Raw genomic sequence first — 26250 nt, 5'->3', positions numbered from 1 at the left:
CCTTGACGCGCCAAGGGTTCTTGTCGCGGCATTCGTCATACTGGATGGGGCGCTTGCGATTGTGACGACGAAGTATCCCCGGCATCGTGCCCGCACTGTCCGACTGCGCCATCACCGAACCGCGCGCATCGGCGTGCAGAAACCGCCGGTCGTTGGTGCCAGAGCCCTCATACCACACAAGGGGCTCGTCCGTCCCGGGGCCATGTACATAGCGGCCCTGACTTCGGAAATGAGTATAGTGCCCATGTAATTTTCAAATACACCGATACGGATTTCGGCGGCGTCACGCCGGGCGCCATCGCGTTCCGCGCTGGCGGCGTTCCAAGGCGGTGCGCAGGTCAGGCGGTGCGCTTGTCATGCGGCTCATGATCCTGAATAAGGATATCGGGCTGGTGTCGGAGGGGCAGGAGGTGGCGGTCAAGCTGGAGGCGTTTCCGTTCACCGACCACGGCCTGATCCCCGGCACGCTCAGCTGGATCAGCCGCGAAGCCATTGACGAAGACGATATCGGCCTGGTTTACGCCGCCCGTGTTGCGCTCAATTGCACGGCCAGAGGTAGCGACACGCAGCGGGACCGGCAGACGGCGGCCCTGTGCAGATCCATCGGCGCGGGCATGAGCGCAACGGCCGAGATCAAGACCGATCAGCGGCGGATTATCGATTATCTCGTGTCGCCGATATCGAAAGCAGCAAGCGAAGCGGGGAGGGAAAGGTGACCGATTTTAAGACAGCATGCAATTTTTGTATGGTCGGGCTCTCTTTATTGTTTGAGCTATCTGCCTGCAGCAATAATTTAGAACAAAAGTCAGTGAAAGAGTTCAGAGAATTTTGTCAGTCTAGGCAGATATTTAAAGTATTGAACGATAAAAAATGGAACGAATTTAAGTTAAAGGTTAATGAAATAAATGGGCATGGGCCACTGAAATTGGATAGCAGAAAGTATATGGAGAGTATAGGCTACTCTTATATTAAAACTGGCCCAAAAAACCAATTTTCTGTCAAAAAATTTGGTATATGGAAAGATAGTATTGCTTTTTATGGTCGGGATATTGCCTATCTTGAATCTATATATCTATTTCCCGATAAGACATGGTATCCTGCACCAAGAACACCGATAGATAGTTGTCTGAACTATCACCAGGTAAGCGAGCGCGTTCAATTTACCTATATAGGAGGATGAATAAATGGATACTGTTGCTGATTGCCTGCCAACGATCAAGGTGCTTTCGGCCGCATATGCAGCGCCGCCTCTTTCTGTAGGTGATAGTGGCAATACACTAATGGATAAATTGGAATCTTCGATTCCAAAGGGATAAATTACAGGGAGAAATTACAGGAACACTATACTAAATTCTGAGTCGGAAATGCTGACGGCGCGTGATATGCATGATCCCAGGACGGACGAACCACTTGTCTGATACGGGGGTGCTGGCACTGGCGACCGGCGGTTCCTGCACGCCGATGCGCGTGGGCCTGATGGCGCGGTCGAACAGTGCGGGCACGGTGACGAAGACCTGCGCCTAGGTCGGGAACGATCCTGTGAATGCACCAGAAAATGCCGGGACTGAACAGCTGGTGAGGACTCAAGACATGGCCCCGGCCTTCACCCGGGCGGCGTGAATAGGCCCTGTGGGGCATCACCCGGGAATGCCGCCAGATCTGCCCTGGCAGGCTTCATCCGTCAGTTCTGGGCCTTCAATTCTGACGCATGTGCAGCTGGGCTTCCCAGTCCAGCGCGTGTTTGACGATTTTGTCGAGGTCGGCGTGCTGCGGCTGCCAGCCAAGCGTAGCGAGGATCTTGGTGTTGTCGCTGATGAGGGCGTCGGGATCGCCCGCGCGGCGCGGGGCCATGTTGCGAACGATCCTGTTACCTGAGACGCGCTCCACGGAATCGAGGACTTCGAGCACGGAAAAACCGCGCTTGTAACCGGCGTTCATGATGGTGGACTCGCCCTTATTCTCGCGCAGCCAGTCGAGCGCGAGGACATGTGCGGCGGCCAGGTCGGTGACGTGGATATAGTCGCGAATGCCGGTCCCGTCGGGCGTGTCATAGTCGGTGCCGTAGACGTCGACATGGCTGCGCTTGCCGGTGGCGGCCTCGCTGGCGACCTTGATCAGATGTGTTGCGCCCTTGGTGGCCTGTCCGGCGCGGCCGTCTGGATCGGCGCCCGCGACGTTGAAATAGCGCAGCGCCACAAAGGCGAAATCATGCGCCGCGGCGGTGTCGTGCAGCATCGCCTCCGACATCAGTTTCGACATGCCATAGGGGTTGATGGGGATTTGCGGCGTGTCCTCGCGGACCGGCGATTCCTTCGGGATGCCATAGGTGGCGGCGGTGGAGGAGAAGATGAAGTGCGGGACCTTCGCGGTCACCGCGGCCTCGATCAGGCTGCGCGTCGCGGCGGTGTTATTGCCATAATATTTCAGCGGGTTTTCGACGGATTCCGGGACGACGACGGAACCGGCAAAATGCATGATGGCGCCGATATCGTCCTGCTGCAGGATGTCCACCATCGCCTCGGTATCGCCAATGTCCACCTCATGGAACGCGGCGGCATCGGGGACGGCCCAGCGGAAGCCGGTGACGAGATTGTCGGCGACCGAAACCCGGTAGCCCGCATCGAGCAAAGCGAGCACGGCATGACTGCCAATATAGCCCGCGCCGCCGGTTACGAGAACGCGCGGTGTATCGGACATGCTTCAGTTCCTTTCTGGATCGGGCAACCCGATCGGTTCGGGCGGCGTTCATCATGCAATCGCTATGCCTGTCTATAAATATGCGCCGAGTATGAAAGAGGAGTTTCCCATGACACGGAATTTCATCGCAAATGCCATGCTGCCCGTCGCAGCGCTGGCATTATTGGGCGCATGCACAGCGGTGCCGGGCGGCACCGACGTCACCAGATTTCACAGCGATGCGCCGCAATCGCGCGGAACTGTCTATCTTGAGCCCGTGGTGGCGGACTGGGCGGACACGCTGCAGTTCCGGCAATATGCCGGTGCCGTCGCGGCGGAACTGTCGGCGGCGGGATTCACGCCGGTTCGTGATCGTGACGGCGCGGACCTGATCGGCGCGATCGATTATGCGCAGAATACGCGGGAGGCGATCGGCGGGCGCTCGCCGGTCTCCATCGGTGTCGGCGGCGGCACGTTCGGACGCCGCAGCGGCATCAGCCTGGGCACGTCCCTTGGCCTGGGCGGCAAGCCGAAGGACGTGAAGGTCTCCATGCTGGAACTGCGCCTGTCCCGCGCCTCGGACGGCCAGCCCATATGGGAGGGCCGCGCCGTTACCGAAGCGAAGGAAGGCTCCGAGGCCGCATCGCTGTCGGCGGCGATCCCCGCGCTGGCGGCGGACCTGCTGCGCGACTTTCCCGGCCCGTCTGGAGAGACCGTGACCTACAAGGCGAACTAGCCGCCTAATAGGCCCGGGCCTCGCCGTCCCCGCCATCTCCGGTGCTGGTCCGCAGGCGCCTGGCGAGCGGCGGCAGATCGGTCGTGGTCTCCCGTGCGATCACGCCCTTTGCGCGGGCGAGGGCGTCGGCGGCGCTGGTTTTCCCGTCGGCGACGTCGCCGGCAAGGCCGAGCAGGTCGGTGTACAGCCGCTCTGGCTCGCCCTTCTGGGTCAGGGCGAAGGGTGCGCCGCGCGCTTCCATCGCGCCCCAGATGCCGCGAACACCCGCCCAGAAATCCGCGGTCTTCCGCCAATAGTCATCGCCGATTTCGACCGGGAAATCCTCGCTGCGGACATAGGTGTTCACGCCGATTTCGCGGACCAGCACATGCGGCTCGCCGCCCAAAGCCAGCTTCACATTGTCCTGCTCGTGCACCCAGCCCGCAGGCGTGATGGCGTGGCGGTTCATGGCGGCCATGACGTGATAATCCTCGCGCTTGGTCATGTCGCGGCGCGGGAGCGGGCGCCATTCGGACGGCGGCACCCATTCGGACACGCCATTGGCGTGCGACCATGTGCCGACCGCACCATAACGCGGGGCGTCGTCGACCTGATAGACGGTCTGCGACCAGCTGCCTGTGCGATCGTCGGCGGCAACGGGGCGCTGCCGCCACGCATTGCCGCCGATGAAGACGAGGACGCGTTCAGGCTGATACTGCCAGTCCTGACGCCAGTGTTTGACCGGGAATTTCTGTTCACCGCCGACGACCAATATGTGCTGCAAGCTGATGAAGTCGCCGCGATCCTCGATGACGCGTACGATCTCGTGTCCGCCGGAATGATAGGGTGCCCTGGGTTCATATCCCGGTGTGAAGGCGACGGTTTCGCGAAAGTCGAAATCGACCTTGAAATTGCCTGCCATGGCGAGGATCGCGGCGCGGTCCTGCTCGAATTTCGAGGCGGCCGATTGCGGCGCGGGCTGCGCGAGCGCGATGGCGGAAAAGAGCAGCGCGACGGCAAGCGCAATACCCGCCCTCGCGATATGATAGGCTGTGATGGTCATGACTGGTTTCCCCGATGTTAGAAATTCGCGCTGAGCGAGATGCTGAGATTGCGGCCGGGCCTGGTATAGGCGTCAGTGGCACGGTCCTTGGCAGTGACCCCGCGCACGTCGCCCCACCAGGCATAGGTCTCGTCAGTGATGTTGAAGAGGCCCGCGCGGACGGTGAAATTATCGGCGACGCGCACGAAGGCGGTGGCGTCGAAAATGGTGAAGCCGTCCGGGCGGAAACACGCCCCGGTGCAGACGCCAATGCTGTCCTCCAGGGATTTTCGCGCCGAATGCGTGGCGATGATGCGCCCGCCAAAGCGTCCGCGGGGGTCCGACCAGCCGAGGCCCGCGACCAGCTTCAGCGGATCGACGGTGCCAAGCGGTGCTTTCTTTCCGCTGCTTGTTTCTGTCCCGTCGCTGTAGGAGAATGCAAGATCGGCGGTGAAGCCGCTATCGGCCCGGTAGCCAAGGCGGGTTTCGAAGCCCTTGATGGTGACGTCGTCGAGATTGACGAACTGAAACACCCCGGGGTCGCCGGGGCGGAAAGTGCCGCCGACGACTTCCTGGCTGATGAAATCATCATAGTCGCTGGTGAAGGCGGCGAATGAGCCGGAGATACCGCCGGTGTTCACCCGCACGCCCGCCTCGAAACTCTGGCTGGTTTCCGGTTTCAGCCTGGGATTGGGCAGCGATGTGTAGCCGAAGATCAGATTCTCGAAGAAGCTGTTCACCTGGTTCGGCGTGGGCGCGCGGAAGCCGCGGGTATAATTGCCGAACAGGCTGATCCCGCCGCCCAGATCCACGACGGCGCCGAATTTGGGCGAGAGTTTCGCGCCGTCCTGACGTGCCCCCTCGAAATCGGGCAGCAACGGATCCGCTTTCGGTTTCAGGTTGAAATGGTCGAAGCGCAGGGCAGGGAAAAGGGTAACGACACCATCCGCAAATGTGATCTCGTCCGCGATGAAGGCCCCCGCGAGCAGGAAATCGGTTTCCGGAAACGCGCGCGTCGGAAAGGGTTCGCCAATGGGGGCGACCGTGCCGTCGCGCAGGCCGCGCTGCCGGGTCATGCTGGCATCCGCGCCGTAGACGAGGCGGTGTGACAGGGTGCCGGTCCTGAAATCGCTGCGGAACTGGGCTGCCGCGCCGTAGACGCGGGTTTCGAATGTGTTGATCCGTGTCCGGCTTGGCGCGCCGGTGCGCCGCTCGTCGGAGACCTGCCGGTTTTCGCTGTCCTGCCAATAGACGCTCAGCTGCATGTCGTCAGCGATGCCGGAGAGGGCGCGGGTCCAATCGAGCGCGGCGCGGACGCGTTTCGTCGTATCGCGGGTGTCGAGGTCGGTGACCACCGCTGGTGTGAACCTGTTGCCGCCCCGGCTGGACAGCACATCGGAGGTCACGCGGCCCTTCTGATAATCACCGGTCAGCCGGATGCGATCATCCTCGCTGGGTTTCCAGACGATGCGGCCCAGCAGCGCGTCGGACGCGGTGTCCTGCGGGTTCGCCTTTGTGCGGTCGGGGCCGTCACCGCCGACATCGCCCTGTGTTTCCAGCTCTTTCCCGTCGCGGCGGGTATAGGCGATCAGGCCCGATACCGCCCCGCTGCGCGCGGACAGGATGGCGGTTTCGGAAAATTCCCGATCCGCCGTTTCATAGGTGCCGCGCAGGCGCACGCCGACATCGCGGCCGTCCGTCAGGAGGTCTTCGGGGTCGGACAGGGTGAAGCTGACGGCGCCCGCAAGGCCGTCACTGCCATAAAGCGCCGAGGCGGGGCCGCGCAGGATTTCGACGGATTTGACGAGGCCGAGGTCGACATAGTCACCGCGTCCGGCCGCCTGCGCGCCGAAGCTGAACCCGTCCGGTACACGGACGCCATCGACCTGGATGAGCACGCGATTGCCGCCGATGCCGCGAATGGTGAACCCTTCCGCGCCCGCGCGTCCGGTCCCGCCAAGCGCGGCACCGAAGCGGGCCGGGGGCTGCCGCACGCTGACGCCGGGCTCGAAGCGAATCAGTTCCTTGATGTCCGTCGCCAGTTCATCGGCAATCCGCTCGCTATCAATGACGCTCACCGTTCTCGGCACATCTTCGACCGCCTTTGGCAGGCGGGTCGCGGTCACCGTGATCACGTCGTCAAGTGCGGCCATCGATGACGCGTCCATGTCCGAACCCGCCGTGCCGGCCGCCATATCTGCACCTGCCGCGGCGGCTACATCCGAACCCGCCGCGACCGCGACAGGGCTGCAAAGCGCGGCACCCGCCAGCAGCGTCGCCAAAATCAATCTCATTATAAAATCCTCTTGCACATGCGAATAACTCGCATTAGCGCTAATGAGGCAGGTCAACGGTTCTTGTCAACCTGTGTTGCTGCGGCGGCTTACCTTCCCTCCCTTCGATTGGTGGGTCGGCGTATGTTTCGGGGCGGTGCGATATGAATGCCACTGTCGCACCGCCCTATTTTTTATCCGGAAATGAGGGATTTACGAATGAATGACGTTCTCGAAATGCTGGCGAGTACACCCGATATCCGGACGTTGCAGGGGACGCAGCGACGGTTGATCAGCGCGATGCGCATGGGTGTGGTCGCCACGAAACGTGGGCGGAATTCCTGCTGTGTGATGAAACAGGAACTGGGCAGCGCGCATGCGGTGGCGGCGTTTCGAACCCTGGTCGCCGAGATTGGCGACGCCTGGCCAGAGCCGTTCAGCATCAATCCGCCGTGCCAGCCGCGGCTGAGTTATGACGAAATGCTGCTCCTCGACATCACCACGGCGGCGGCGCGCGGGGAGCGGGCGCATTTCGATGGCATGACGTGCGACATGCTGTCCATGGGCGCCCGCAATAGTGTCTACCGCTGCGCGCAGCGCCTGATGACGGTCATGATGGGCGCCTAATAGGGCTGTTTTTTGGGAAGCAGTTCTTCGGGCAGCACCGTCCCCACGGAAATGTAGAATTTCAGCAGGTCGTCCACGGCCAGACCCTCCACCTCGATGACATTTTCCTTTGGCACGAAGGTCAGAAAGCCGGTCATGGGGATCGGCGCGGACGGCATGTAGACGAGCAGGCGCTCCTCGCCGCCGACAATCAGCGTATCGGCGACGGGCAGGAGGGCAAGAACGTCCGCGCCGTCCGGGCCGCCGAAGCGCACGGCCACGGGGCGCATGGCGGCGAGTTCATTCTCGTCGCGCAGGCCGATCATGCGTGTCACCCGGCTGATCGGCCGGTAGATGCCGCCGATGATGGGGATCTTATCGACCCAGCTGTCGATACGTTCCTGCATGGTTTTCTTCGCGCGTGTCTGGAACAGGCGGCCAATGCCCCAGATAACGGCGATCACGAGCGCGAGAAGCACCCAGATGCCAAAGCTGCTTTCGCCGAATATCAATGATGAGCTGCCGGTGAGCGCAGAGGCGAAAATGGAATCCTCGCCGAAAAACGCCGCGATCTGACGGATGAGCCAGTCCAGAATGATCAACGTCAGGATGAAGGGCAGCAGGAAAAGGAGGCCGGTCAGGAACGTCCCGACGGCGCTGTCCGCGCTTTTTCGCCAGACCGGTTTTTGCCGCTGCGACTCGCCATCGCGCGCGCCGCCCGGCGGCGGATCGGGAAAAGGATTGTTCACGCTCACAGATGCTGAACGATGGCCGCGCCCATTTGTGCCGTGCTGGCCGTGCCGCCAATGTCGCGGGTGCGGGTGCCCGTGTCGATGGCGGCCTCGACCGCCCGTTCAATGCGCGCGGCGTTCGCCGCATCCCCGAACGAATGGCGGATGGCCATGGCGAGGCTGAGAATCGCGGCGCAGGGATTGGCGAGGCCCTGCCCGGCAATGTCGGGCGCGCTGCCGTGAATGGGTTCGTAAAGGCCCGGTTTCCCCGCCTCTCCGAGCGCGGCGGAGGGCAGCAGGCCGAGGGAGCCCGTCAGCATCGCCGCCTCGTCACTCAGCATATCGCCAAACAGATTGTCGGTCAGGATGACATCGAACTGTTTGGGCGCCTTCACCAGCTGCATCGCGCAATTGTCGGCAAGCATGTGGCTAAGCTCGACATCGGCATATTCCGCCGCGTGAAGGGCGGTGACCTCCTCCTTCCACAGCAGCCCCGCCTCCATGACATTCGATTTCTCGACGGAGCAGACACGGTTTCGGCGGCCGCGCGCGAGTTCGAACGCGGTGCGTGCGACGCGGTGGATTTCCGCCGTCGTATAAACCTGCGTGTTGACGCCCCGCCGCTGGCCATTCCCCAGATCCTCGATGCCGCGCGGCTGGCCGAAATAGACGCCGCCGACCAGTTCGCGCACGAACATGATGTCCAGACCTTCGACCAGGTGACGCTTCAGGCTGGACGCATCGGCGAGGGCGGCGAAGCAGCGGGCCGGGCGCAGATTGGCGAAGACCTGCATGGCCTCGCGGAGTTTCAGAAGGCCGGATTCGGGACGGTTGTCATAAGGCTGCGACGACCATTGCGGCCCGCCGACCGCGCCCGTCAGGACGGCGTCGCTGGCCAGCGCGCGCGCCAGGGTTTCGTCGGTGATCGCGGCTCCGTGCCGGTCGATGCTGGCGCCGCCGAACGGGGCCCGGTGCACGGCGATATCGAGCGCCGCGGCGTTGAGGACGGTCTCGGCTTCGGCGATCACTTCCGGGCCGATGCCGTCGCCGGGCAGGAGGAGCAGGGAGTGGGTCATGGTGTGTCGGTCCTTGGCGTCAGTTCAACCAGCCACATGTCCGGCACCGCGCCCAGCCGCAAGGGCAGAATGCTGGTGCCGATACCTGCGGTCACGAAGATGTTGCGCCCGCCTTCGACAATATGGCCGTCGAGGAAGCGATTGCCATAGGCCGACGCGTGCGCGATCGCACCAAAGACGGGCAGGCGAATCTGGCCGCCGTGGGTATGGCCCGCGAAGACAAGATTTGCGGCTGCGGGGAGGTGCGGAACGACGTCGGGGCTGTGGGTTAGGACGATGAGCGGGCGCTGGTCCGCCGCCGATATGCCCGCGAAGGACGCCGCAACATCGTCATGACGGGTGTGCGGGTCATCAATGCCGACAATGCGGATGGGGCCTGCATTCGTTGACTCATTGGCCATGTAAGTGACGGGTGAGTCGGCGAATGCCATACGGAAATCGCCGATCCCGCGCCAATGGTCGTGATTGCCCGCGACGGCGTAGACGCCGTGTGTCGCGCGCAGTTCGAACAGCGGCGCCACCGCATCGCGGGCGCTGTACAGCCGTGACGACACGCGCCTGTCGCTGACGAAGTCGCCCGCGATCAGAATGATATCGGGTGCAAGGGCGTTGGCCTGTTCGACGATCCGCGCCAGCCGTTCGGGCGGCATGTCGGGGCCTGCGACCTGTGTGTCGGCGATCAGAAGGATGCTGAGGGGCGCCGCTCCCGGCGGCAGGGCTGCGACATTCGCCGTTCGCACGACCGGCATGCGGATGGCAACGGTGTACATGTACGCGATGACGGCGAGGCCCGTTAACAACAAAGCGATGAAGATGGCCTTGATTCGCTTCCCAATCACACCGCCTGACGCGCAGCGCCCCCGATCCAGGGATAATCGTCTGCCATGCGCGCCTCAAAGCTGCCGATGGCGGGTGTCATCTGTTCGGTCAGGCCGATCTCGTCCAGACCGTTGATCAGGCAGTTTTTGCGGAAGGGATCGATATCGAAGGTGAAGCGGTCCTGAAACGGTGTCGTCACGGTCTGCGAATCGAGATCGACGGTAATCTCGTCTGTTTCGGCGACCACCATCAGGCGGTCGACCTCGTCCTGCGGCAGCGCGACGAGAAGGATGCCGTTCTTGAAGCTGTTGCCGGAAAATATGTCGGCAAAGCTGGGCGCGATGACAACGCGAAAACCCATATCGCCCAGCGCCCACGGGGCCTGCTCCCGGCTGGACCCGCAGCCGAAATTGTCGCCCGCGATCAGGATCGGGGCCTGCGCATGGCGCGGCTGGTCGAAGATGTTGTCCGGATTGCCTTTCCGAATCGATTCGAACGCGCCCATCGCAAGCCCGTTGCGGGTCGGGTTTTTGAGATATTCCGCCGGAATGATGACGTCCGTATCGACATTCTTCTGGCCGAACGGGACGGCGATACCGGTGAGTGTGGTGAAGGCTTTCATATGCTGAAGTTCGGCACGGCATGAACTAGGAGCGACGCGGCATGGAAAAGGAGCGCGTATAGAAAAACAGGTGCATGTTCGAAGGCATGGCTGAAAGTGGCATGGCGCCGGCAAACAGCATGCAGATCGACGCGCTCAAGCGAATTTTCCCTGCTGAATTCGCGAATGCGCCGATCGAGGCCATATCGCAAATGCGCGAAGATCAGAAATATAAGGATATTGGCGAATATGACGGCTGGGGACATTGCCGCCTGGAAAAAGTTCGCCACGCCGGTCCCGACGCAAAACAACACGGCCAGTTTTTCCGCATCCTTCCAATATTTTATCATGATGGCGAGGATGTTTTCAGCAGTCGCCCCGGCTACTCTGGCACCTGTCATTTCATCAACTCCCTTACGTCGGTGATCTTTCCGGTAATGGCGGCGGCGGCGGCCATGGCAGGGGACATCAGGTGCGTGCGGGCACCTGGCCCCTGACGGCCCACGAAATTGCGATTGGAGGTGGAGGCGCAGCGTTCGCCCGGAGGAACCTTGTCCGGGTTCATGCCCAGGCAGGCGGAGCAGCCGGGCTCACGCCATTCAAAACCGGCATCGATGAAGATCCTGTCGAGGCCCTCGGCTTCTGCCTCGGCCTTCACACGGCCTGAGCCGGGCACGATCATGACCTGCTTGACGCCCTCGGCACGGTGACGGCCTTTTGCGACGGCGGCGGCGGCGCGCATGTCCTCGATCCGGGCATTGGTACAGCTGCCGACGAAAACGTAGCTGACCTCGATGTCGCGGAGCGCGGTGCCCGGCGTCAGACCGAGATAGTCGAGCGATTTGGCGGCGGCGGCCTGTTTTGAGGCATCGGCGAAGCTGGCCGGATCGGGAATGCTGCCGGTCACGGGCAGCACGTCTTCGGGGCTGGTGCCCCAGGTGACCTGCGGCGCGATGTCGGCGGCGTCGAGCACGACTTCGCGGTCGAAGGTCGCCCCCTCGTCGGTCGGCAGCGTCTTCCAGTACGCCAGCGCGCGCTCCCAGTCGGTGCCGGACGGCGCGCGGTCGCGGCCCTTTACATAGGCGTAGGTCTTTTCATCAGGCGCGACCATGCCCGCGCGGGCGCCGCCTTCGATGGCCATATTGCACAGTGTCATGCGGCCCTCAATCGACAGCGCGCGAATGGCGCTGCCGCGATATTCGATGACATGGCCGGTGCCGCCCGCGGTGCCGGTCTTGCCGATGATGGCAAGGGTGACGTCCTTTGCCGTGACGCCGAAGCCGAGTTCGCCTTCAACGGTGACGCTCATCGCCTTGGGCTGACGCAGGAGCAGCGTCTGCGTGGCGAGGACATGCTCGACTTCGCTGGCACCGATCCCAAAGGCGAGCGCGCCGAACGCGCCGTGCGTCGCCGTGTGACTGTCGCCGCAGACAAGCGTGACGCCGGGCAGGGTGAAGCCCTGTTCCGGGCCGATGATGTGGACGATACCCTGATCGCGTGCGGTCATCTCGATATGTTCGATGCCGAAGGCGGCGCAGTTTTCCTTCAGTAGATCGACCTGGAGCGCGCTGGCGGGATCAGCGATCGGCCTGTGACGGTCCGTGGTGGGGACATTGTGATCCGGCACGGCCAGCGTCAGATCGGGGCGGCGCACCGGGCGGCCCGCAAGGCGCAGGCTCTCGAACGCCTGCGGGGTCGTCACTTCATGGATCAGGTGCCGGTCGATATAAAGGAGCGTCGTGCCATCTTCGCGGCGCTCGACAGTGTGCGCGTGCCAGATCTTCTCGAAGAGGGTGCGGGGTTTCGTAGCCATGCCGGACCTAGTGGCGTCGGGGCGCGGTGAAATCAAGCGGGGGCGGCACCGATGTTCGCCAGGTGAAGCCGCGTCTCCCGCGCTCAGCGCGCATTATAACGGATCGCGGCCATCCGCCCGAACAGCGCCAGCCCGCATAGCGGCCAAGGGTGCCCCCCGCTGCCGATATCGCGCGCGGCCTCCTCCGGCGTCATGCCCGCGTCGAAACGCGCGCCCCCCGCCCTTGATGACGCGCAGATCATCCGCAACCTCACGCACGTCGGCCATGCCGCGAAGCGGGCCATGGCCGGGGACGATATGACCGGGCGTACGCAAAAGAAGAGGGGGGCGAACCGGCCGGCCCGCCCCCCATATCATGTCGGAAGGTCTGGAAATCAGCCGATGACGGGAATGCCCGCAATGATCGGCTCGACCACGAAGACGACGTCCTGGAAATCATCGTCGCTGGCCCCGGAGCGCAGCAGATCCTCGAAGGCGAAATTGACCCGCCCGCTACCGTCATTCTCCGCGCCGGTAAGGGCGTGCTGCTGATTGTCGATGTTCAGGTCGCTATCATGGCTGAGGAAGATCGTCGCCCCGGCAATCGCCGTGCCGCCATCCGTAAGAATGGCGGTGCCGCCGACGATGTCGAGGCCGAGCGCGGTGGACGATGTCTGCCCCGGCGTCAGGCTGTTCGCGCCGTCCTGCACGATGAAGAAGCCCAGTCGGCTCCCCGCATCGAGATCCTCGACGGCGAAGCTGCCACCGTCTTTGACATTGCCAACCAGAATACGCACGTCGCCGAGCGATCCGTCGCCGCGAATCTCGTATACGCCGAGGCTGTTGTCGAACCCGGCGTTTGCGTCGGCGGGCTGCACCGTGACCTGAAAATCGGCGGAGGTTGTGCTGGAGAGGAAATTGTCAACCACAGCGCCCTGAGCGGTAATGCCGCCTCCGGCGACGGCATTGCCTTCCGACAGGGCGATCAGGTCGGCGAGCTCCTGAATCCGCGTTGTGCCGCTCGCCTGTCCAGAGGCGATGAAGCCGGAACCTGCATAGTCGCCCGCCACGTTCAGAACGAATTGCGCCCCGCCCGAAATCGTTGCCGTCAGGCTCTCCTCGCCCGTCGTTTCCACGACCGTGAAGGCGTCGCTGATCTGCAGAACGTCGCCATCAGAGAAATCGGTAATCGTGTCTTGCGCCAGCTGCGCCAGCGTGCCGATGAACGTGTCATCACCCAGACCACCGGTCAGCGTGTCCGCACCGCCGCCGCCCGTGATGATGTCATTGCCGGCGCCGCCGATCAGAATGTCGGCAAAATCGCCACCCGTGAGCGTATCGGCGCCGTCGCCGCCATTGACAGCCGCCCCGATCGCGGCACCGGTCTGGATGATGACGCTGTCATTGCCATCCCCCAGATTGACCGCACCGCTGACCGTGGTCGAGCCTGAAAGGGTGATGGCGTTGTCGCCGCTATCCGCCGTCAGCGTGCCAATACCGACATTGACAAAGGCAGACGTCAGCGACTGCACGGTGATATTATCGAAATCGACATTCTGGATCGTCGCATTGACATTCAGGCCGATGGCGAGCCTTGCCGACGCCTGAAAATCCGATGTGTTGCCATCAATCACCGTATCGACGATCGCACCGTCACTTGCCGCCAGTACAAGATCCTCGACGCCGTCGACCCGGAAAAAGTCAAAGGAGCCATCGAGATTGTCGATGGTGAAGGTGTCATTGCCGGCACCGCCGCCGATCAGGGCGCGGGTCAGGGCGGCGTCCGGGGCCTGCGCAGCCCTGGCTTCATTGACGTAATTCACCGTCAATGTGGCAAAGTCGAAAGTGGCCATGTCGTCGCCGCCGTTCATGCCGATGCTGACGGCGCCCGCATCTACGGCGCCGTTCGCCTCCAGGACGATATTGACCGTCCCGGCTTCCAGCAGCGTGTCAGCCTCCGGGCTGAACAGCAGGCGGCCGGTACGCTCGCCGAAATTCTCGAACAGGATGGCGCCTGATGTGCCAATTGCGTCCAGCAGTGGTTCGCGCACGGTCGTGCGCACGATACCGCCGACAAGGTTGCGGATCGTGGTATTCGCCCCGGATACCGTGAAGCCCTCATCCTGGTCCGCCTGAACGATACCGCCGACGCCGTTGATGAAAGTGACGTTGTCAGCGGTGATGTTAACCGCGGACGTGCCGGTATTCGGACTGTCGCGCAGCGTGTTGTTCTCGAAAGTTTCACCGTCGGTACTCAGAATCAGCATCTCAGGGCATCCCTTTATGGTGCAGGCGCATCGGCCAATTAAATCAACGCCCCCCGGCGCATGCGGTGCCTTCACATTTTCTGTATGAACGCACCATTAGCGACTGGAAACATGCCATCACGGCGCGGGTTGCGCAACTGTGACGCCGTCATTCTTCTTCGATTACAGTTTTTTGCGGCGATAATGTGCCGGGCGGACCGGGAGGCGCATTATCCGCCGCCAAAGTCGCTGCAGGTCCCGCGTGCGGAGACGGCCCTGCAAAGGGGCACCATCGCCGCCGCATAGGCCGCCGTGCGCATGTCGAGAGCGTGCGTGTCCATCATCTGGGTCACGCGCCGGGCCGCGGCCTCCATCTGATCACGCAGATAATCGTTCACGCGGTCTTCGTCCCAGGCAAGACCGCCGCGATTCTGCACCCACTCGGCATGGCTGATCGTGACGCCGCCGGCATTGGCAAGAATGTCCGGCACCACCTCGATCCCCGCCTTTCTGAGCGGCGCGTCGGCGGGGGGGCCGATCGGGCCGTTGGCGATTTCAAGGATCGCCTTCGCTTTCAGGTCGCTGGCATTGTCCGCGGTGACCACCCCGCCAAGCGCCGCAAAGGCCAGCACATCGCAGTCATGGGACAGGATATGCGCGCCCGATTTCCGGCTTTTCGCTCCCTTCTGGTCGAGGTCGGTGACCGATCCGTCCGCGGCCTTGGCCTTTAGCAGGGCATCGATGGCAAGGCCGTCATCATGCGAAATCATGCCCGACGAATCGGAAACGGCGACGATCCGGTGCCCGGCATCGCTCGCGGCACGCGCGAACCAGCTGCCCGCATTGCCGAATCCCTGAATGGCGATGCGAAGATCGCCCGGCGGCAGGTCCAGTTTGTGCCGCACCGCTTCGAGCGCGATCATCGCGCCGCGTCCGGTTGCCGGCGTGCGGCCTGCGATCCCGCCAAGTGAAACGGGCTTTCCGGTAAAGGCACCCGGCTGGATCGATCCGGCCATCGCGGCATATTCATCGACCATCCACGCCATTTCGCGCTCGCCGGTGGCGACGTCCGGCGCGGGGACATCGCGGTCCGGCCCGAGAATGCGGGCGAAATGGCGGACCCAGCCGCGCGCCAGCCTTTCCTTTTCCATAAGTGACAGATCATGCGCATCGACCTGCACGCCGCCCTTGCCGCCGCCAAAGGGCAGGGCCATCAATGCGCATTTCATGCTCATCAGAAATGCGAGGGTCTGCACCTCGTCCGCGTCCACATCCGGGTGGAAGCGAATGCCGCCCTTTGTCGGACCCAGCGTCGAATCGTAACGGCATCGCCACGCCTTCAGCTGCAGCAGCGTGCCATCGTCCCGCCTTAGCGGGATCGACGCGGACAATGTTTCGGAGGGATAATCCAGCCGCGCGACCAGCTCGTCCGCGACGTCCGCATGTTCCGCCGCCCGGTGCATGCGCGTCCGCGCCGCGCTCAGCATCTCGCCCATCATAAATCTCCTGCTTTGGAAGATTACGCGCTGCGGCGGCTGAAGTTGCAGCCGGACACCTGCGGCAAATGTTGCATTGCAGCACGCGCGATTACATAAGCGGCCGGGAAACATCGATTGCAGTAGGAAATAGATTCATGGGATACCGCGTCGCCGTCGTCGGCGCGACCGGCAATGTCGGGCGCGAAATGCTGAATATATTGGCCGAGCGGGAATTCCCGCTCGCAGAGCTGACGGCGGTCGCAAGTCCCGCCAGTCAGGGCCGCATGATCGATTTCGGCGATTCCGGCAAGGAACTGAAGGTCGAGTCGATCGAGCATTTCGATTTCACGGGCTATGATATCGCCCTGTTCGCGGCAGGCAGCGGACCGACAAAGCTGCATGCGCCGCGCGCGGCGGCGGCGGGCTGTGTCGTCATCGACAATTCCTCTCTCTATCGCATGGAGCCGGACGTGCCGCTGATCGTGCCGGAAGTGAACCCCGATGCGATTTCCGGGATGAAGCGCAACATCATCGCCAATCCGAACTGTTCGACCGCGCAGATGGTCGTGGCCCTGAAGCCGCTGCACGACGCCGCGAAGATCAGGCGCGTTGTCGTATCGACCTACCAGTCCGTATCGGGCGCGGGCAAGGACGCGATGGACGAACTGTTCACCCAGACCCGCGCGATTTTCGTGGGCGATCCAAAGGAAAACAACGTCTTCACGAAACAGATCGCCTTCAACTGCATTCCGCATATCGATGATTTCCTGGCTGACGGTTCCACCAGGGAAGAGCGCAAGATGGTGCAGGAAACGCACAAGATCCTGTCGCCCGATATCGAACTGACGGCGACCTGCGTCCGCGTTCCCGTGTTCGTGGGCCATTCCGAAAGCATCAATATCGAGTTCGAGGACGAACTGAGCGCCAAGGATGCCCGTGACGTCCTTCGAAAAGCGCCCGGCATCATGGTCGTCGATAAGCAGGAGGATGGGGGATATGTCACGCCCGTCGAATGCGTCGGCGAATATGCCACCTATATCAGCCGCGTGCGCAAGGACCCGACGGTGAAGCACGGCCTGAACCTGTGGTGCGTGTCCGATAATCTGCGCAAGGGCGCCGCGCTGAACGCGATCCAGATCGCGGAACTGCTCGGCCGGAAACAGCTGCAGAAGGGGTAGACCTGCTCTTTCAGGACTTTGATACCGGTATATGTGATACCCGCAAAAATGAACCCGCCACTCCCCGCGGACGCCGGTATGACGATCTCGAAGAAACGATCTAAGCTGGCCAGCCGCCTGCTAGCAGCCCTTCTCCTCGCCATCCCAGGCCGCAATGGTCGTCCTGTGCAGCAGGCGGGCATGGCCTTCATAGCCGCCGGTCGCGCGGTGCAGAACGCTTCTATTGTCCCACATGACCAGCATGTCCGGCTCCCACTGGTGGCGGTAGACGAACTCGTCGCGCGCCTGCCAGGCCTGTAGTTCGAGAAGCAAAGGCAGCGCCTCGGCGTCCGTCATGCCGACGATCCCGCAAATATAGCCGAGCGTGCCGAATATGCCCTCGCGGCCGGTTTCGGGATGGCGGCGGATCAGCGGGTGATGCTGCACCGCGCGCGCCTCGTCCGACGGACGGATGTTCATCGAGCGGCCCCTGACCTTGTCCGCCTCGCCATAGGTGCCGTCGGGAGCATAAGCGAGCGCGGCGGAATGAATGGCGATCCTGCCCTCGATCCGCTGGCGGAGACGGTCCGGCATCGCGTCCAGCGCGGCATGCTGGTCGGCGAACAGCGTGTCGCCGCCTGCGGGCGGGATCGTCTTGCCATACAGGCATGTGCCCGCCGGTGGGCGCTGCTGAAAGCTCCAGTCGGTATGCCAATTCTCGGCGAATAGCGGCGCGGTCTCGTCGGCGTCCCGCTTCACCGCGATAATGTGACGGCGCCCGGCAATAGGGGAAATGAACGGGTCGTCGCCAAAACCGCCGAAGCCAAGCGTAAACCGCTCCAGATCGTCATCGCTTAGTCTCTGGCCCGGAAAGGCGAGCACATGATGCTGAAGCCAGGCGGCGCGGATATCCCGCGCCAGCACGTCCGGGACCGGCTGCGACAGATCGATCCCCGTGACCCGCGCCCCGCAGACCTGGCCGCTTTTCTCGATATGAAGCGTCATGGCAGTCGTTCCCGTCGAACCCATCCCATGGACCGGTTCTAATCGCGGCGCGCGGGCTGGGGAAACTGTCTGGAAGGCTAGCAAAGAAGGCGCGCATGCGGGCCGGGGCCCGGACATGCCCTCATGCCATTGGCCGCAAACGATCGCGATCGCCCCGCAATTCCGGCGTCAGGCACGGCCGGATGCAACTGATTGGGGTTCATGTGCGTTCAGGTGCGGAAGATCTGAATGGACAGGTCTGACTGAACAGGGGGGCCTCACATGGAAAATTATTATCCCGGCGCGATGGACCGGATTACGTATCTGATCAGCTAATGGGGTCCGCGCATCGCGGCGGCCCTGCTGATCCTTCTCGTTGCCTATTTCTTCGCAAAGGCGGCGAAATGGGGTCTGGCGAAGCTTGTCGACCGGATTTCCACGCTGAAGAAACATCAGGACGCTGTGGGCAGTTCGACGACGCTGGGCGAACAGCTCGGTACGCTCGCCTACTGGATTGTCCTTCTTGTCGGTATCGTCGCCGCTCTTCAGCCGCTCGGGCTCAGCCAGGTCGTTGCGCCCGTCAATGAACTGACGACGGAAGTCTTCCGCTTCCTGCCGCGCCTGATTGGCGCCGCCATCATCTTCTTTATCGGCCTGGTCGTGGCGCGCATCGTTCAGCGCATCATCACGACCGGCATGGAGACGTTCAAGGCCGACAAATGGGCCGCACGCGCCGGGGTGACCGACGTCGCCGCGAGCGATCTGAACCTTGGAAAAGTGCTGGGCACGATCGCGTTCGTCCTGATCATCATTCCGATTTCGATCATGGCCTTCGACGTGCTGCAGATCGCCGCGATCACGGAGCCGGCAACGCGCATGCTGGATGTCATCCTGCTTGCCATTCCGCGCGTCATCGCCGCTGGCATCATTCTCGCCATCGCATATTTCATCGGTCGCTGGGCCGGACAGCTCGCCTCCACGCTGCTGGGCGCAACCGGTGTCGACCGGGCCGTCGCCAGCATGGGCGCGTTTCCCGAGACGATGAAGACCAGCAACGCCGCCGGTGTCATCGTGACGACGGCCATCACGCTGTTCGGCGCGATCATGGCGACACAGGCCCTCGGCTTCGTGGCGATCACGACGCTGCTGACGCAGCTGCTCGAGCTTGGCGGACAGGTCCTGTTCGGCAGCGCGATCATCCTGGTGGGTGTCATGCTGGCGAACGTGCTGGCAAACGCGGTCGTGCGTTCGACGGGGGAGACGAACTTCGCGCCGTCGATCGTCAAATATGCGACCATCGCACTGGCGGTCGCCATGGGCCTCAGGTTCATGGGGCTGGCGAATGACATCGTGAACCTCGCATTCGCGCTCATCCTCGGCTCGGCCGCCATTGCCGCCGCCATCGCCTTCGGGCTTGGCGGCCGCGAACCGGCGCGCCGCGTTCTCGATCGTCTGGTCGACGAGTCGGAGGCCCGTGCCAAAACGTCGGCCGCTCCCAAGGCTCCGAAGGCACCCAAGCCTGCTCCGGCGGGGGACTCGCCCAAGCTTGGCTAGCGCCCGTCAAGCGCAATTCGCGGCCGCGGCGGGGTAATCCTCACCGCGGCCGCTTTTGTGCCGGAACCGACAACATGCCGCTTGGACGAGAGCCTGTCCCCGCACGGCGCCGGGATTTCCGCCTAGCCGAAGATTGACCAGCCGGTCTTCTCGGCGATTTTCCGCAAGGCCAGCGCGCCAAGCTCCGATGTGCCTGCCTCGTTCAGCCCCGGCGACCAGACCGCAATGGTCGCCTTGTTGGGCACGACGGCCAGGATGCCGCCGCCGACGCCGGACTTCCCGCAGAAACCGACCTCGAACGCGAACTCGCCCGAATTGTCATAATGTCCGCAGGTCAGCATCAGTGCGTTGATACGGCGGCAGCGGGCGGTGGAGGTGACCACCTCCCTGGTAACGGGGTCGGTCCCGTCGAACGCCAGGAACAGCGCCGCCTCGGCCAGCTGTTTGCAGCTGAGCGCCAGGGCGCATTGCCGGAAATAGGCCGCCAGCACCGTCTCGACAGGGTTTCTCAGCCGGTCGAAGCTTTCCATGAAATAGGCCAGGCTGCGGTTGCGCGCGCCCGCCTTCGATTCCGATCTGGCGACCTCCGGGTCGACATGGACGGCGTCATCCCGCGCCATTTTCCTGAGGAGCGCCACAAGTTCATCGATGGCGACATCATGGCTCCTGTCGTCGACCAGATGATCGGTCGTCACAATGGCACCGGCATTGATGAAGGGATTGCGCGGAATGCCCTTTTCCCGCTCCAGCTGGACGATGGAATTGAACGGATCGCCGGACGGTTCGCGGCCGACCCGGTCCCATAATCTGGGGCCGTGCCGGTCGAGCGCGAGAGCCAGGACGAACACTTTGGAAATGCTCTGGATCGAGAACGCCTCACCCGCGTCGCCCGCGCAATAGGTTGCGCCGTCCTTTGTGGCGAGGGCGACGCCGAATTTGCCGGGATCGACATTGGCCAGTGCCGGAATATAGTCGGCCACCGCACCGCACCCGCGCCGTGGTTCCAGTTCGGCGAAGGTCTCGTCGATGATGTGCTGAAGGTTCATGACCCCCTTCTGACAGAGAGTGTCGCGGCGGGCCACCGCATGTTAACGCCGAGAGCATGACGACCCTGACCGCCGACCTTTTCTGGTCCTTTCGCTCGCCGTACAGTTTCCTTGCGACGCGGCGCTATCGTGCGCTGGTGCGGGAATATGATCTGGAGATCGTGTTTCGCCCGGTCTACCCGCTCGCGATCCGGGAGCCGGATTTCTTTGAGCGCAACCATCCCAACTGGCTCGGCTATGTGATGCGCGATGTCATGCGGCTGTCGCAATATCTTCAGATCGAAATCGGGCGGCCGACGCCTGACCCCATCGTGCAGGATATCGCCACGCGGAAAATTTCCAGCGATCAGCCGCACATCTTTCGCCTGACGCGGCTGGGGCAGGCGGCGGCACGGGCGGGCAGGGGCCTGGCCTTCGCCGACGAAGCTTCGCGCCTGATCTGGGAAGGTAAAGTGTCCTGGAATGAGGGCGACCACCTTGCCGCGGCGGCGGCCCGCGCGGGCCTCGACCTTGCCGCGCTGGATCAAGAAGCCGCGCGCGAAGCCGATGCCCTCGACGCGGAGATCGCCGCCAATCAGGCGGCGCTGGAGGCGGGCGGCCATTGGGGCGTGCCGACCCTGCTGTTCAACGGCGAGCCGTTTTTCGGCCAGGATCGCATCGACGTCGCCCTGTGGCGCATGAAGCAAGCGGGACTTTCCAGGAGATTGAGCTAGGGATTCATTATGAAGGGCATTTTGAAAGGCGGCTGCCTGTGCGGCGCCGTGCGTTATACGCTAAAAGACGGTGTCAGACTGGCCCCTTATGCGTGCCACTGCACCGATTGCCAGACGCGGACCGGCTCGGCCTTCAGCGAGCATATGCTGGTTGCGGAGGCCGATCTGGAACTGTCCGGTGATGTGAACACGGGCCGTGCGACACAGCCTTCCGGCGCGCAGTCGAAGATCGTTGGCTGCGCGGTGTGCATGGCGCGCATTTATGCCCAGAACGATACGCGCCCAGGATTTATCTCGATCCGCTGCGGTACGCTTGATCGTAGCGCTGAGATTGTTCCGGCCGCCCACATCTGGGTGCGCTCGAAGCAGCCCTGGATCGCCCTGCCCGCCGGCGCGAGGCAAATGGACGGTCAGCCTCGCAAGACCGAAGATTGGGCGGCGTTCGTTGGTCTCGTATGACCCTTGCCGACTCGTCTTCCAGAAAGTCCCTGAGCTCGATTCGCTGCCGGGCTGACAATTTATATTGCTGGATTAATTCAGACTTTACGATCTTCCGCTAAATTATGGCGGTTATGAAGCAGCCGATCCAAAATCGCCGCGGATATTCGCTGGACGATGCTTCGCCGACGGGCGGGCTGAGCTGGCTGGCGCAGTTGCGGCAGGTCTGGTCCGACAGCGCGGACCGCAATCTGCACGATGAGGTCATCGCGGCGCAATATGGCCGTGTCATGGCGTGCGTCCCGTTGCTCTATGGCGCTGTCGCGGCCATGGCCATTCTTGCGGCCTATGGTTCCGGGGGCGAATTTCAGTGGCAACACCATATCTTCCTGCCTGTCCTTTTTATTCTGGTCGGCATCTGGCGTGGAGGCGTCTGGTATCGCCGACGGCGTGAGAAGGTGCGGATTGCAAAGATGCGGAAACGCCTCCGCGAAACCGGCCTGGTCGCGTTGATCGTCGCCGCGATCGGCGGCGTGTGGACCCTCAACGCTTTTTATGACACCGTCGAGGCGCGCCGTGTGCTTGCCCCGATTTTCGTGACATTGATCGCCCTGTCCGGTGCCATCTGCCTGAACTCGTTGCCACGGACCGCCATCGGCATGACCGTCGTCGCGCTTGCGCCCTCCTGCGTCGCCATGGCGTTTTCAGACGATGTCGCGCTCAAGGCCGTGGGATTCGGGACGCTGGTGATCGCGATTTTACTGGCGGGCATGATTTCCCATCATTTCGCGACCATGGTCGCGTCCATTGAACTCCGCGCCGAACTTCGCGAACTCGCCGAGACGGATGCGCTCACCAGGCTCAGCAATCGCCGCGCGCTGCGCTCGCGCTTCGATGCCGATCATGCGCAGCGAAAGGGGAAGGCCGCCTATTCCCTCCTGATGATCGACCTGAACGCCTTCAAGGCTGCGAATGACCGCCATGGTCACGCCGCTGGCGATGTCGTCCTGCAGCAGACGGCGGACCGGATTCGCAAGCTGTGCGAAGACGCCATCTGCGTTGCGCGCCTGGGCGGCGACGAATTTGCCGTGCTGCTTGCGCGGATGACGACGAAGGCACTCAACGCGCGCATGGGAGCGCTGCGCGCGGCCATCGCCCGGCCCATCCCGTTCGAGGACAATGAAATCGTGATCGGCGCGGCCATTGGCATGGCGACAGGGTCGGACCTCAGTCAGCTGCTGCGGGGGGCGGATCGGGCCCTCTATGCCGAAAAAGCGGCCAGGGACCGGGGTGACGGAACAGCCGCGGCCGCCTGACGGCATGCCTGCACCTTTTTGACCGGGAACCACGCGATACGAATTCGCTTTCCTATTCGCCGGTGATCGGCGATCCTTGCGGGCATGACGTTCCGGCCCGATCCCACCTTTCCCTTTCCCCTCAGTTCCCGCGCCGTGCGCCGCGATCGACATAGTGTGAAGCAGGTGTGAAGTTACGAAAATGACGACCACCATTCCGCACATCTTCGAAACGTCCGATGGCACACGCCTGGCCTGGCATGAGGTCGCGCCCCTGGCGGGGACCGGACGGCCTTTGCTATTGATCCACGGCCTGTTTTCGACGGCGCATGTGAACTGGGTCAGGTTCGGCACGGCGGCGGCCCTGGCGGCGGCGGGGTTTCACTGTCACATGCTCGACCTGCGCGGTCATGGACAAAGCGAGGCGCCATCGGACCTGGCGAAATGGCCGCCCAATATTCTGGCCCGCGATGCGGCGGACTGGGTGCGGCATCTGGGTGTCGGGGATTATGATCTTGCCGGATTTTCGCTGGGCGCGCGAACGTCGGTGCTGGGCGTGATCGGCGGCCTGACACCGCGCCGTCTGGCGATTTGCGGCATGGGGCTTGATGGGATTGCCGCGCAGCAAAGCGGCACCGACTGGTTCATCAATGCGGTCGAAAACCGTGACGACCATGCCAGGGGCACGGACGAATATTTCGCTGTCCAGTTCATGAAGACCAACGGGGTGAACCCGCACGCGGCGCTGCATTTGCTGCGCGCGCAAGTCGATGGGGACGAGGGCGACATCGCCGCCATCGACATACCGACCCTTGTCCTGTGCGCGGCGGAGGACCGGTTTTTCATGGATGCGAAAAAGCTTGCGGCGCTGATGCCGAATGCCCGGTTCGCGACCATGCCGGGCACGCACATGTCCTGCGTCTCGAAGCCGGAACTGGGCGAGGAACTGACCGCATTCCTGACGGCGGGAAGTTGATGCGCCGTGCAACCCGCGCTGTGCGCCAGGCACGCTCTCCTGTGCACAACATCCTTACTGCATGTGCGCGCTTGACCGCGATGGTCCTTCACCGTCAAAACCGCCGCATAGAAAAATTCCCTGGGAGCATCAGATAATGTTGAAGCAGATTTCAGTTGCCGCGATCGCTGTGGGCCTGATGGCCGGAGGTGCCGTTTTTGCTGCGCACCATGAAGAGGGTGAGATGGCGGCCGCCGCCCCCACCGCCGCTGACGCCGATGCCTTTGTCGAGCGCGCGGAGCAGCGCCTTGCGGACCTCAGCATCTATGTCGGCAAGGCGGCATGGGCGAATGCCACGAACATCACCATCGATACCGATTTCCTGGCGGCGCGCGCCAGCGCGGAATATACCAAGGCGGCGGTGGAGCTTGCCAATGAGGCCGCGAAATATGCCGCGATTGACGGGCTCAGCTACGATACGTCGCGAAAGCTCAACATGCTGCGGCAGTCGCTGACGGCGCCTGCGCCGAATGTTCCGGGCGCGGCGGATGAACTCGCGACACTGCTGACAGGCCTCAACTCTGCCTATGGCAAGGGCAAGGGCATGTACAAAGGCACCGAGACGCGCGGCAATGATCTGGAAGCGCTGATGGGCACTGAGCGCGACCCCGCCGTGCTGCAGGAGATGTGGACCAGCTGGCACAGGGTCGGCACGCCGATGCGCGAGGATTATGCCCGCTTCGTCGAGCTTTCCAACGAAGGCGCGCGCTCGCTCGGCTATGCCGATACCGGCGCGATGTGGCGTTCGGGTTATGACATGGACCCCGATGCCTATGCCGCGATGCTGGATGCCAATTGGCAGGAGGTGAAGCCGCTTTACGACCAGCTGCACTGCTACACGCGCAGCAAGCTGAACGAGGCCTATGGCGACGATGTCCAGCCGGAAAATGGCCCGATCCGCGCCGATCTTCTCGGCAATATGTGGGCGCAGGAATGGGGAAATATCTATGACATCGTGGCACCGGAGGGTGCCGGTGATCTTGGCTATGACCTGACCGACCTCTTGGTGAAGGCGGACTATACGCCGAAGCGGATCGTGGAAACGGGCGAGACCTTCTTCTCGTCGCTCGGCTTCGCACCGCTGCCCGGAACCTTCTGGGAACGCAGCCAGATTACCGCGCCGCGCGACCGTGAAGTCGTCTGCCACGCGTCCGCCTGGAATCTCGACAATGAGGATGATGTCCGCATCAAGATGTGCACTAAGGTGAATGCCGACGACTTCGTCACCGTGCATCACGAGCTGGGGCACAATTATTACCAGCGCGCCTATAAGGGCCAGCCCTTCCTCTACAAGAACAGCGCCAATGACGGCTTTCACGAGGCCATTGGCGACATGATCGCGCTCAGCGTCACGCCGGACTATCTGACGCAGATCGACCTGCTGGACGAAGCGAATATTCCTGCCGCCGACAAGGATATCGGCCTGCTGCTGCGGCAGGCGATGGACAAGGTCGCGTTCCTGCCCTTTGGCCTGATGATCGACAAATGGCGCTGGCAGGTCTTTTCCGGCGAGACGACGCCAGAGAATTACACGAAGAGCTGGACCGACCTGCGCCGGGAATATCAGGGCATCGTTCCGCCCGGCGGTCCGCGCCCCGCCGACAGTTTCGATCCCGGCGCGAAATATCATGTCCCCGGCAACACGCCCTACACGCGCTATTTCATGGCGCGCCTGCTGCAGTTCCAGTTCCATCAGGCCGCGTGCGAACAGGCAGGCTGGCAAGGCCCGCTGCATCGCTGCTCGATCTATGACAATGCCGAGGTCGGCGCGCAGCTGAACGCCATGCTGGAAATGGGATCGAGCCGCCCCTGGCCCGATGCGCTCGAAGCCTTCACCGGTACCCGCGACATGAACGGCGAAGCGCTGGTCGCCTATTTCGAACCGCTGAAGGGCTGGCTGGAAGAGCAGAACAAAGGCAAGTCATGCGGGTGGTAGCTGGATTGCGTTCGTGAAGAAACCCGGCTATAAAGACATTTGCAAAACGTCTTTATA

General features: G+C 62.8%; 24 protein-coding genes. 12 read left to right on the top strand and 12 right to left on the bottom strand.

Features of this window, described 5'->3' with window-relative positions; genetic code table 11:
- The first annotated feature begins 356 nt into the window (after positions 1–356).
- Together KCG44_RS01855 and KCG44_RS01850 are read left to right on the top strand one after the other, a co-directional pair.
- Positions 357–716: a beta-barrel domain-containing protein gene (locus tag KCG44_RS01855; RefSeq protein WP_218443857.1), complete on the top strand. Its 360-nt coding sequence runs from the start codon at positions 357–359 to the stop codon at positions 714–716.
- A complete protein-coding gene (locus tag KCG44_RS01850; RefSeq protein ID WP_218443856.1) occupies positions 713–1180 on the top strand; it encodes a hypothetical protein in 468 nt (155 codons plus the stop codon). Before KCG44_RS01855 ends, KCG44_RS01850 begins: the two co-directional genes overlap by 4 nt.
- 515 nt (positions 1181–1695) lie before the next feature.
- Here the strand turns inward: KCG44_RS01850 and galE are convergent.
- Positions 1696–2697 (bottom strand): UDP-glucose 4-epimerase GalE, encoded by a 1002-nt coding sequence (galE, locus tag KCG44_RS01845; protein ID WP_218443854.1) that lies wholly within the window; start codon positions 2695–2697, stop codon positions 1696–1698.
- A gap of 109 nt (positions 2698–2806) precedes the next feature.
- Here galE and KCG44_RS01840 point away from each other — a divergent pair, with 109 nt between their 5' ends.
- On the top strand, positions 2807–3412 hold the full coding sequence (locus KCG44_RS01840; RefSeq protein WP_218443853.1) for a DUF4136 domain-containing protein: 606 nt from the start codon (positions 2807–2809) through the stop codon (positions 3410–3412).
- Positions 3413–3416: 4 nt separating this feature from the next.
- On the opposite strand, the gene KCG44_RS01835 is transcribed toward KCG44_RS01840, so the two are convergent.
- Positions 3417–4454, bottom strand: a complete 1038-nt coding sequence (locus tag KCG44_RS01835) for a DUF6607 family protein (RefSeq protein ID WP_218443852.1) — start codon at positions 4452–4454, stop codon at positions 3417–3419.
- A gap of 17 nt (positions 4455–4471) precedes the next feature.
- Complete coding sequence (locus KCG44_RS01830; RefSeq protein WP_218443851.1) at positions 4472–6727, bottom strand: TonB-dependent hemoglobin/transferrin/lactoferrin family receptor; 2256 nt, start codon at positions 6725–6727, stop codon at positions 4472–4474.
- Between the two features lie 198 nt (positions 6728–6925).
- On the opposite strand from KCG44_RS01830, the gene KCG44_RS01825 reads away from it, so the two are divergent.
- Positions 6926–7333 (top strand): hypothetical protein, encoded by a 408-nt coding sequence (locus tag KCG44_RS01825; protein ID WP_218443850.1) that lies wholly within the window; start codon positions 6926–6928, stop codon positions 7331–7333.
- Here KCG44_RS01825 and KCG44_RS01820 read toward each other — a convergent pair.
- From KCG44_RS01820 to leuD, 4 genes are read right to left on the bottom strand one after another with little or no spacing between them, the layout of a single operon-like run.
- Positions 7330–8061, bottom strand: a complete 732-nt coding sequence (locus KCG44_RS01820; RefSeq protein WP_218443848.1) for a DUF502 domain-containing protein — start codon at positions 8059–8061, stop codon at positions 7330–7332. The two genes, KCG44_RS01825 and KCG44_RS01820, sit on opposite strands and share 4 nt — an antisense overlap.
- Positions 8062–8063: 2 nt before the next feature.
- On the bottom strand, positions 8064–9119 hold the full coding sequence (leuB, locus tag KCG44_RS01815; RefSeq protein ID WP_218443847.1) for a 3-isopropylmalate dehydrogenase: 1056 nt from the start codon (positions 9117–9119) through the stop codon (positions 8064–8066).
- Positions 9116–9958 (bottom strand): metallophosphoesterase, encoded by an 843-nt coding sequence (locus KCG44_RS01810; protein ID WP_218443846.1) that lies wholly within the window; start codon positions 9956–9958, stop codon positions 9116–9118. Before KCG44_RS01810 ends, leuB begins: the two co-directional genes overlap by 4 nt.
- Positions 9955–10560, bottom strand: coding sequence for a 3-isopropylmalate dehydratase small subunit (gene leuD, locus KCG44_RS01805; RefSeq protein ID WP_218443844.1), 606 nt, complete (start codon positions 10558–10560; stop codon positions 9955–9957). Before leuD ends, KCG44_RS01810 begins: the two co-directional genes overlap by 4 nt.
- Positions 10561–10634: 74 nt before the next feature.
- Here leuD and KCG44_RS01800 point away from each other — a divergent pair, with 74 nt between their 5' ends.
- Positions 10635–11036 (top strand): hypothetical protein, encoded by a 402-nt coding sequence (locus KCG44_RS01800; protein ID WP_218443843.1) that lies wholly within the window; start codon positions 10635–10637, stop codon positions 11034–11036.
- Here the strand turns inward: KCG44_RS01800 and leuC are convergent.
- The 3 genes from leuC to KCG44_RS01785 all read right to left on the bottom strand — a co-directional run bounded on the left by leuC (position 10937) and on the right by KCG44_RS01785 (position 16076).
- Complete coding sequence (gene leuC / locus KCG44_RS01795; protein WP_218443842.1) at positions 10937–12352, bottom strand: 3-isopropylmalate dehydratase large subunit; 1416 nt, start codon at positions 12350–12352, stop codon at positions 10937–10939. The genes KCG44_RS01800 and leuC overlap by 100 nt on opposite strands.
- Positions 12353–12726: 374 nt before the next feature.
- Positions 12727–14598, bottom strand: a complete 1872-nt coding sequence (locus tag KCG44_RS01790; RefSeq protein WP_218443840.1) for a DUF4114 domain-containing protein — start codon at positions 14596–14598, stop codon at positions 12727–12729.
- A gap of 209 nt (positions 14599–14807) precedes the next feature.
- Positions 14808–16076 (bottom strand): Glu/Leu/Phe/Val family dehydrogenase, encoded by a 1269-nt coding sequence (locus KCG44_RS01785; protein WP_255536254.1) that lies wholly within the window; start codon positions 16074–16076, stop codon positions 14808–14810.
- Between the two features lie 134 nt (positions 16077–16210).
- Here KCG44_RS01785 and KCG44_RS01780 point away from each other — a divergent pair, with 134 nt between their 5' ends.
- Positions 16211–17233, top strand: a complete 1023-nt coding sequence (locus KCG44_RS01780; protein ID WP_218443839.1) for an aspartate-semialdehyde dehydrogenase — start codon at positions 16211–16213, stop codon at positions 17231–17233.
- A 120-nt stretch (positions 17234–17353) separates the two neighbouring features.
- Here KCG44_RS01780 and KCG44_RS01775 read toward each other — a convergent pair whose 3' ends face one another.
- Positions 17354–18217, bottom strand: coding sequence for a TauD/TfdA dioxygenase family protein (locus tag KCG44_RS01775; protein WP_218443837.1), 864 nt, complete (start codon positions 18215–18217; stop codon positions 17354–17356).
- A 327-nt stretch (positions 18218–18544) separates the two neighbouring features.
- Here KCG44_RS01775 and KCG44_RS01770 point away from each other — a divergent pair, with 327 nt between their 5' ends.
- Positions 18545–19750, top strand: a complete 1206-nt coding sequence (locus tag KCG44_RS01770; RefSeq protein WP_218444619.1) for a mechanosensitive ion channel — start codon at positions 18545–18547, stop codon at positions 19748–19750.
- Positions 19751–19872: 122 nt separating this feature from the next.
- On the opposite strand, the gene KCG44_RS01765 is transcribed toward KCG44_RS01770, so the two are convergent.
- A complete protein-coding gene (locus tag KCG44_RS01765) occupies positions 19873–20796 on the bottom strand; it encodes a glutaminase (RefSeq protein ID WP_218443836.1) in 924 nt (307 codons plus the stop codon).
- Between the two features lie 56 nt (positions 20797–20852).
- Here KCG44_RS01765 and KCG44_RS01760 point away from each other — a divergent pair, with 56 nt between their 5' ends.
- The 5 genes from KCG44_RS01760 (at position 20853) to KCG44_RS01740 (ending at position 26193) form a co-directional block, all read left to right on the top strand.
- Positions 20853–21509: a DsbA family protein gene (locus tag KCG44_RS01760; RefSeq protein ID WP_218443834.1), complete on the top strand. Its 657-nt coding sequence runs from the start codon at positions 20853–20855 to the stop codon at positions 21507–21509.
- 9 nt (positions 21510–21518) lie between these two features.
- The gene (locus tag KCG44_RS01755) at positions 21519–21968 is read left to right on the top strand and encodes a GFA family protein (protein ID WP_218443832.1); all 450 of its coding nucleotides are present in this window, start codon (positions 21519–21521) and stop codon (positions 21966–21968) included.
- A 113-nt stretch (positions 21969–22081) separates the two neighbouring features.
- Positions 22082–23263, top strand: coding sequence for a GGDEF domain-containing protein (locus KCG44_RS01750; protein ID WP_218443831.1), 1182 nt, complete (start codon positions 22082–22084; stop codon positions 23261–23263).
- A 181-nt stretch (positions 23264–23444) separates the two neighbouring features.
- Positions 23445–24218 carry an alpha/beta fold hydrolase gene (locus KCG44_RS01745; RefSeq protein ID WP_218443830.1) on the top strand — a complete coding sequence of 258 codons (774 nt, stop codon included), beginning with the start codon at positions 23445–23447 and terminating at the stop codon, positions 24216–24218.
- 136 nt (positions 24219–24354) lie between these two features.
- Positions 24355–26193, top strand: coding sequence for a M2 family metallopeptidase (locus KCG44_RS01740; RefSeq protein ID WP_218443828.1), 1839 nt, complete (start codon positions 24355–24357; stop codon positions 26191–26193).
- Positions 26194–26250 lie beyond the last annotated feature (57 nt).

Origin of the sequence: Pacificimonas pallii, from assembly GCF_019204005.1 — a bacterium.
In the GTDB taxonomy this organism is placed as follows: Bacteria; Pseudomonadota; Alphaproteobacteria; order Sphingomonadales; family Sphingomonadaceae; genus Pacificimonas; species Pacificimonas pallii.
This window is presented reverse-complemented; position numbering and strand designations above follow the sequence as displayed.

Bases quoted from the DNA above. Each gene is read 5' to 3' on its own strand.
- KCG44_RS01745 (WP_218443830.1), top strand. From the start codon at position 23,445: ATGACGACCACCATTCCGCACATCTTCGAAACGTCCGATGGCACACGC.
- KCG44_RS01830 (WP_218443851.1), bottom strand. From the start codon at position 6,727: ATGAGATTGATTTTGGCGACGCTGCTGGCGGGTGCCGCGCTTTGCAGC.
- KCG44_RS01790 (WP_218443840.1), bottom strand. From the start codon at position 14,598: ATGCTGATTCTGAGTACCGACGGTGAAACTTTCGAGAACAACACGCTG.
- galE (WP_218443854.1), bottom strand. From the start codon at position 2,697: ATGTCCGATACACCGCGCGTTCTCGTAACCGGCGGCGCGGGCTATATT.
- KCG44_RS01780 (WP_218443839.1), top strand. From the start codon at position 16,211: ATGGGATACCGCGTCGCCGTCGTCGGCGCGACCGGCAATGTCGGGCGC.
- leuC (WP_218443842.1), bottom strand. From the start codon at position 12,352: ATGGCTACGAAACCCCGCACCCTCTTCGAGAAGATCTGGCACGCGCAC.
- KCG44_RS01740 (WP_218443828.1), top strand. From the start codon at position 24,355: ATGTTGAAGCAGATTTCAGTTGCCGCGATCGCTGTGGGCCTGATGGCC.
- KCG44_RS01785 (WP_255536254.1), bottom strand. From the start codon at position 16,076: ATGATGGGCGAGATGCTGAGCGCGGCGCGGACGCGCATGCACCGGGCG.
- KCG44_RS01760 (WP_218443834.1), top strand. From the start codon at position 20,853: ATGACGACCCTGACCGCCGACCTTTTCTGGTCCTTTCGCTCGCCGTAC.
- KCG44_RS01765 (WP_218443836.1), bottom strand. From the start codon at position 20,796: ATGAACCTTCAGCACATCATCGACGAGACCTTCGCCGAACTGGAACCA.
- KCG44_RS01800 (WP_218443843.1), top strand. From the start codon at position 10,635: ATGTTCGAAGGCATGGCTGAAAGTGGCATGGCGCCGGCAAACAGCATG.
- leuB (WP_218443847.1), bottom strand. From the start codon at position 9,119: ATGACCCACTCCCTGCTCCTCCTGCCCGGCGACGGCATCGGCCCGGAA.
- KCG44_RS01825 (WP_218443850.1), top strand. From the start codon at position 6,926: ATGAATGACGTTCTCGAAATGCTGGCGAGTACACCCGATATCCGGACG.
- KCG44_RS01775 (WP_218443837.1), bottom strand. From the start codon at position 18,217: ATGACGCTTCATATCGAGAAAAGCGGCCAGGTCTGCGGGGCGCGGGTC.
- leuD (WP_218443844.1), bottom strand. From the start codon at position 10,560: ATGAAAGCCTTCACCACACTCACCGGTATCGCCGTCCCGTTCGGCCAG.
- KCG44_RS01835 (WP_218443852.1), bottom strand. From the start codon at position 4,454: ATGACCATCACAGCCTATCATATCGCGAGGGCGGGTATTGCGCTTGCC.
- KCG44_RS01755 (WP_218443832.1), top strand. From the start codon at position 21,519: ATGAAGGGCATTTTGAAAGGCGGCTGCCTGTGCGGCGCCGTGCGTTAT.
- KCG44_RS01840 (WP_218443853.1), top strand. From the start codon at position 2,807: ATGACACGGAATTTCATCGCAAATGCCATGCTGCCCGTCGCAGCGCTG.
- KCG44_RS01855 (WP_218443857.1), top strand. From the start codon at position 357: ATGCGGCTCATGATCCTGAATAAGGATATCGGGCTGGTGTCGGAGGGG.
- KCG44_RS01750 (WP_218443831.1), top strand. From the start codon at position 22,082: ATGAAGCAGCCGATCCAAAATCGCCGCGGATATTCGCTGGACGATGCT.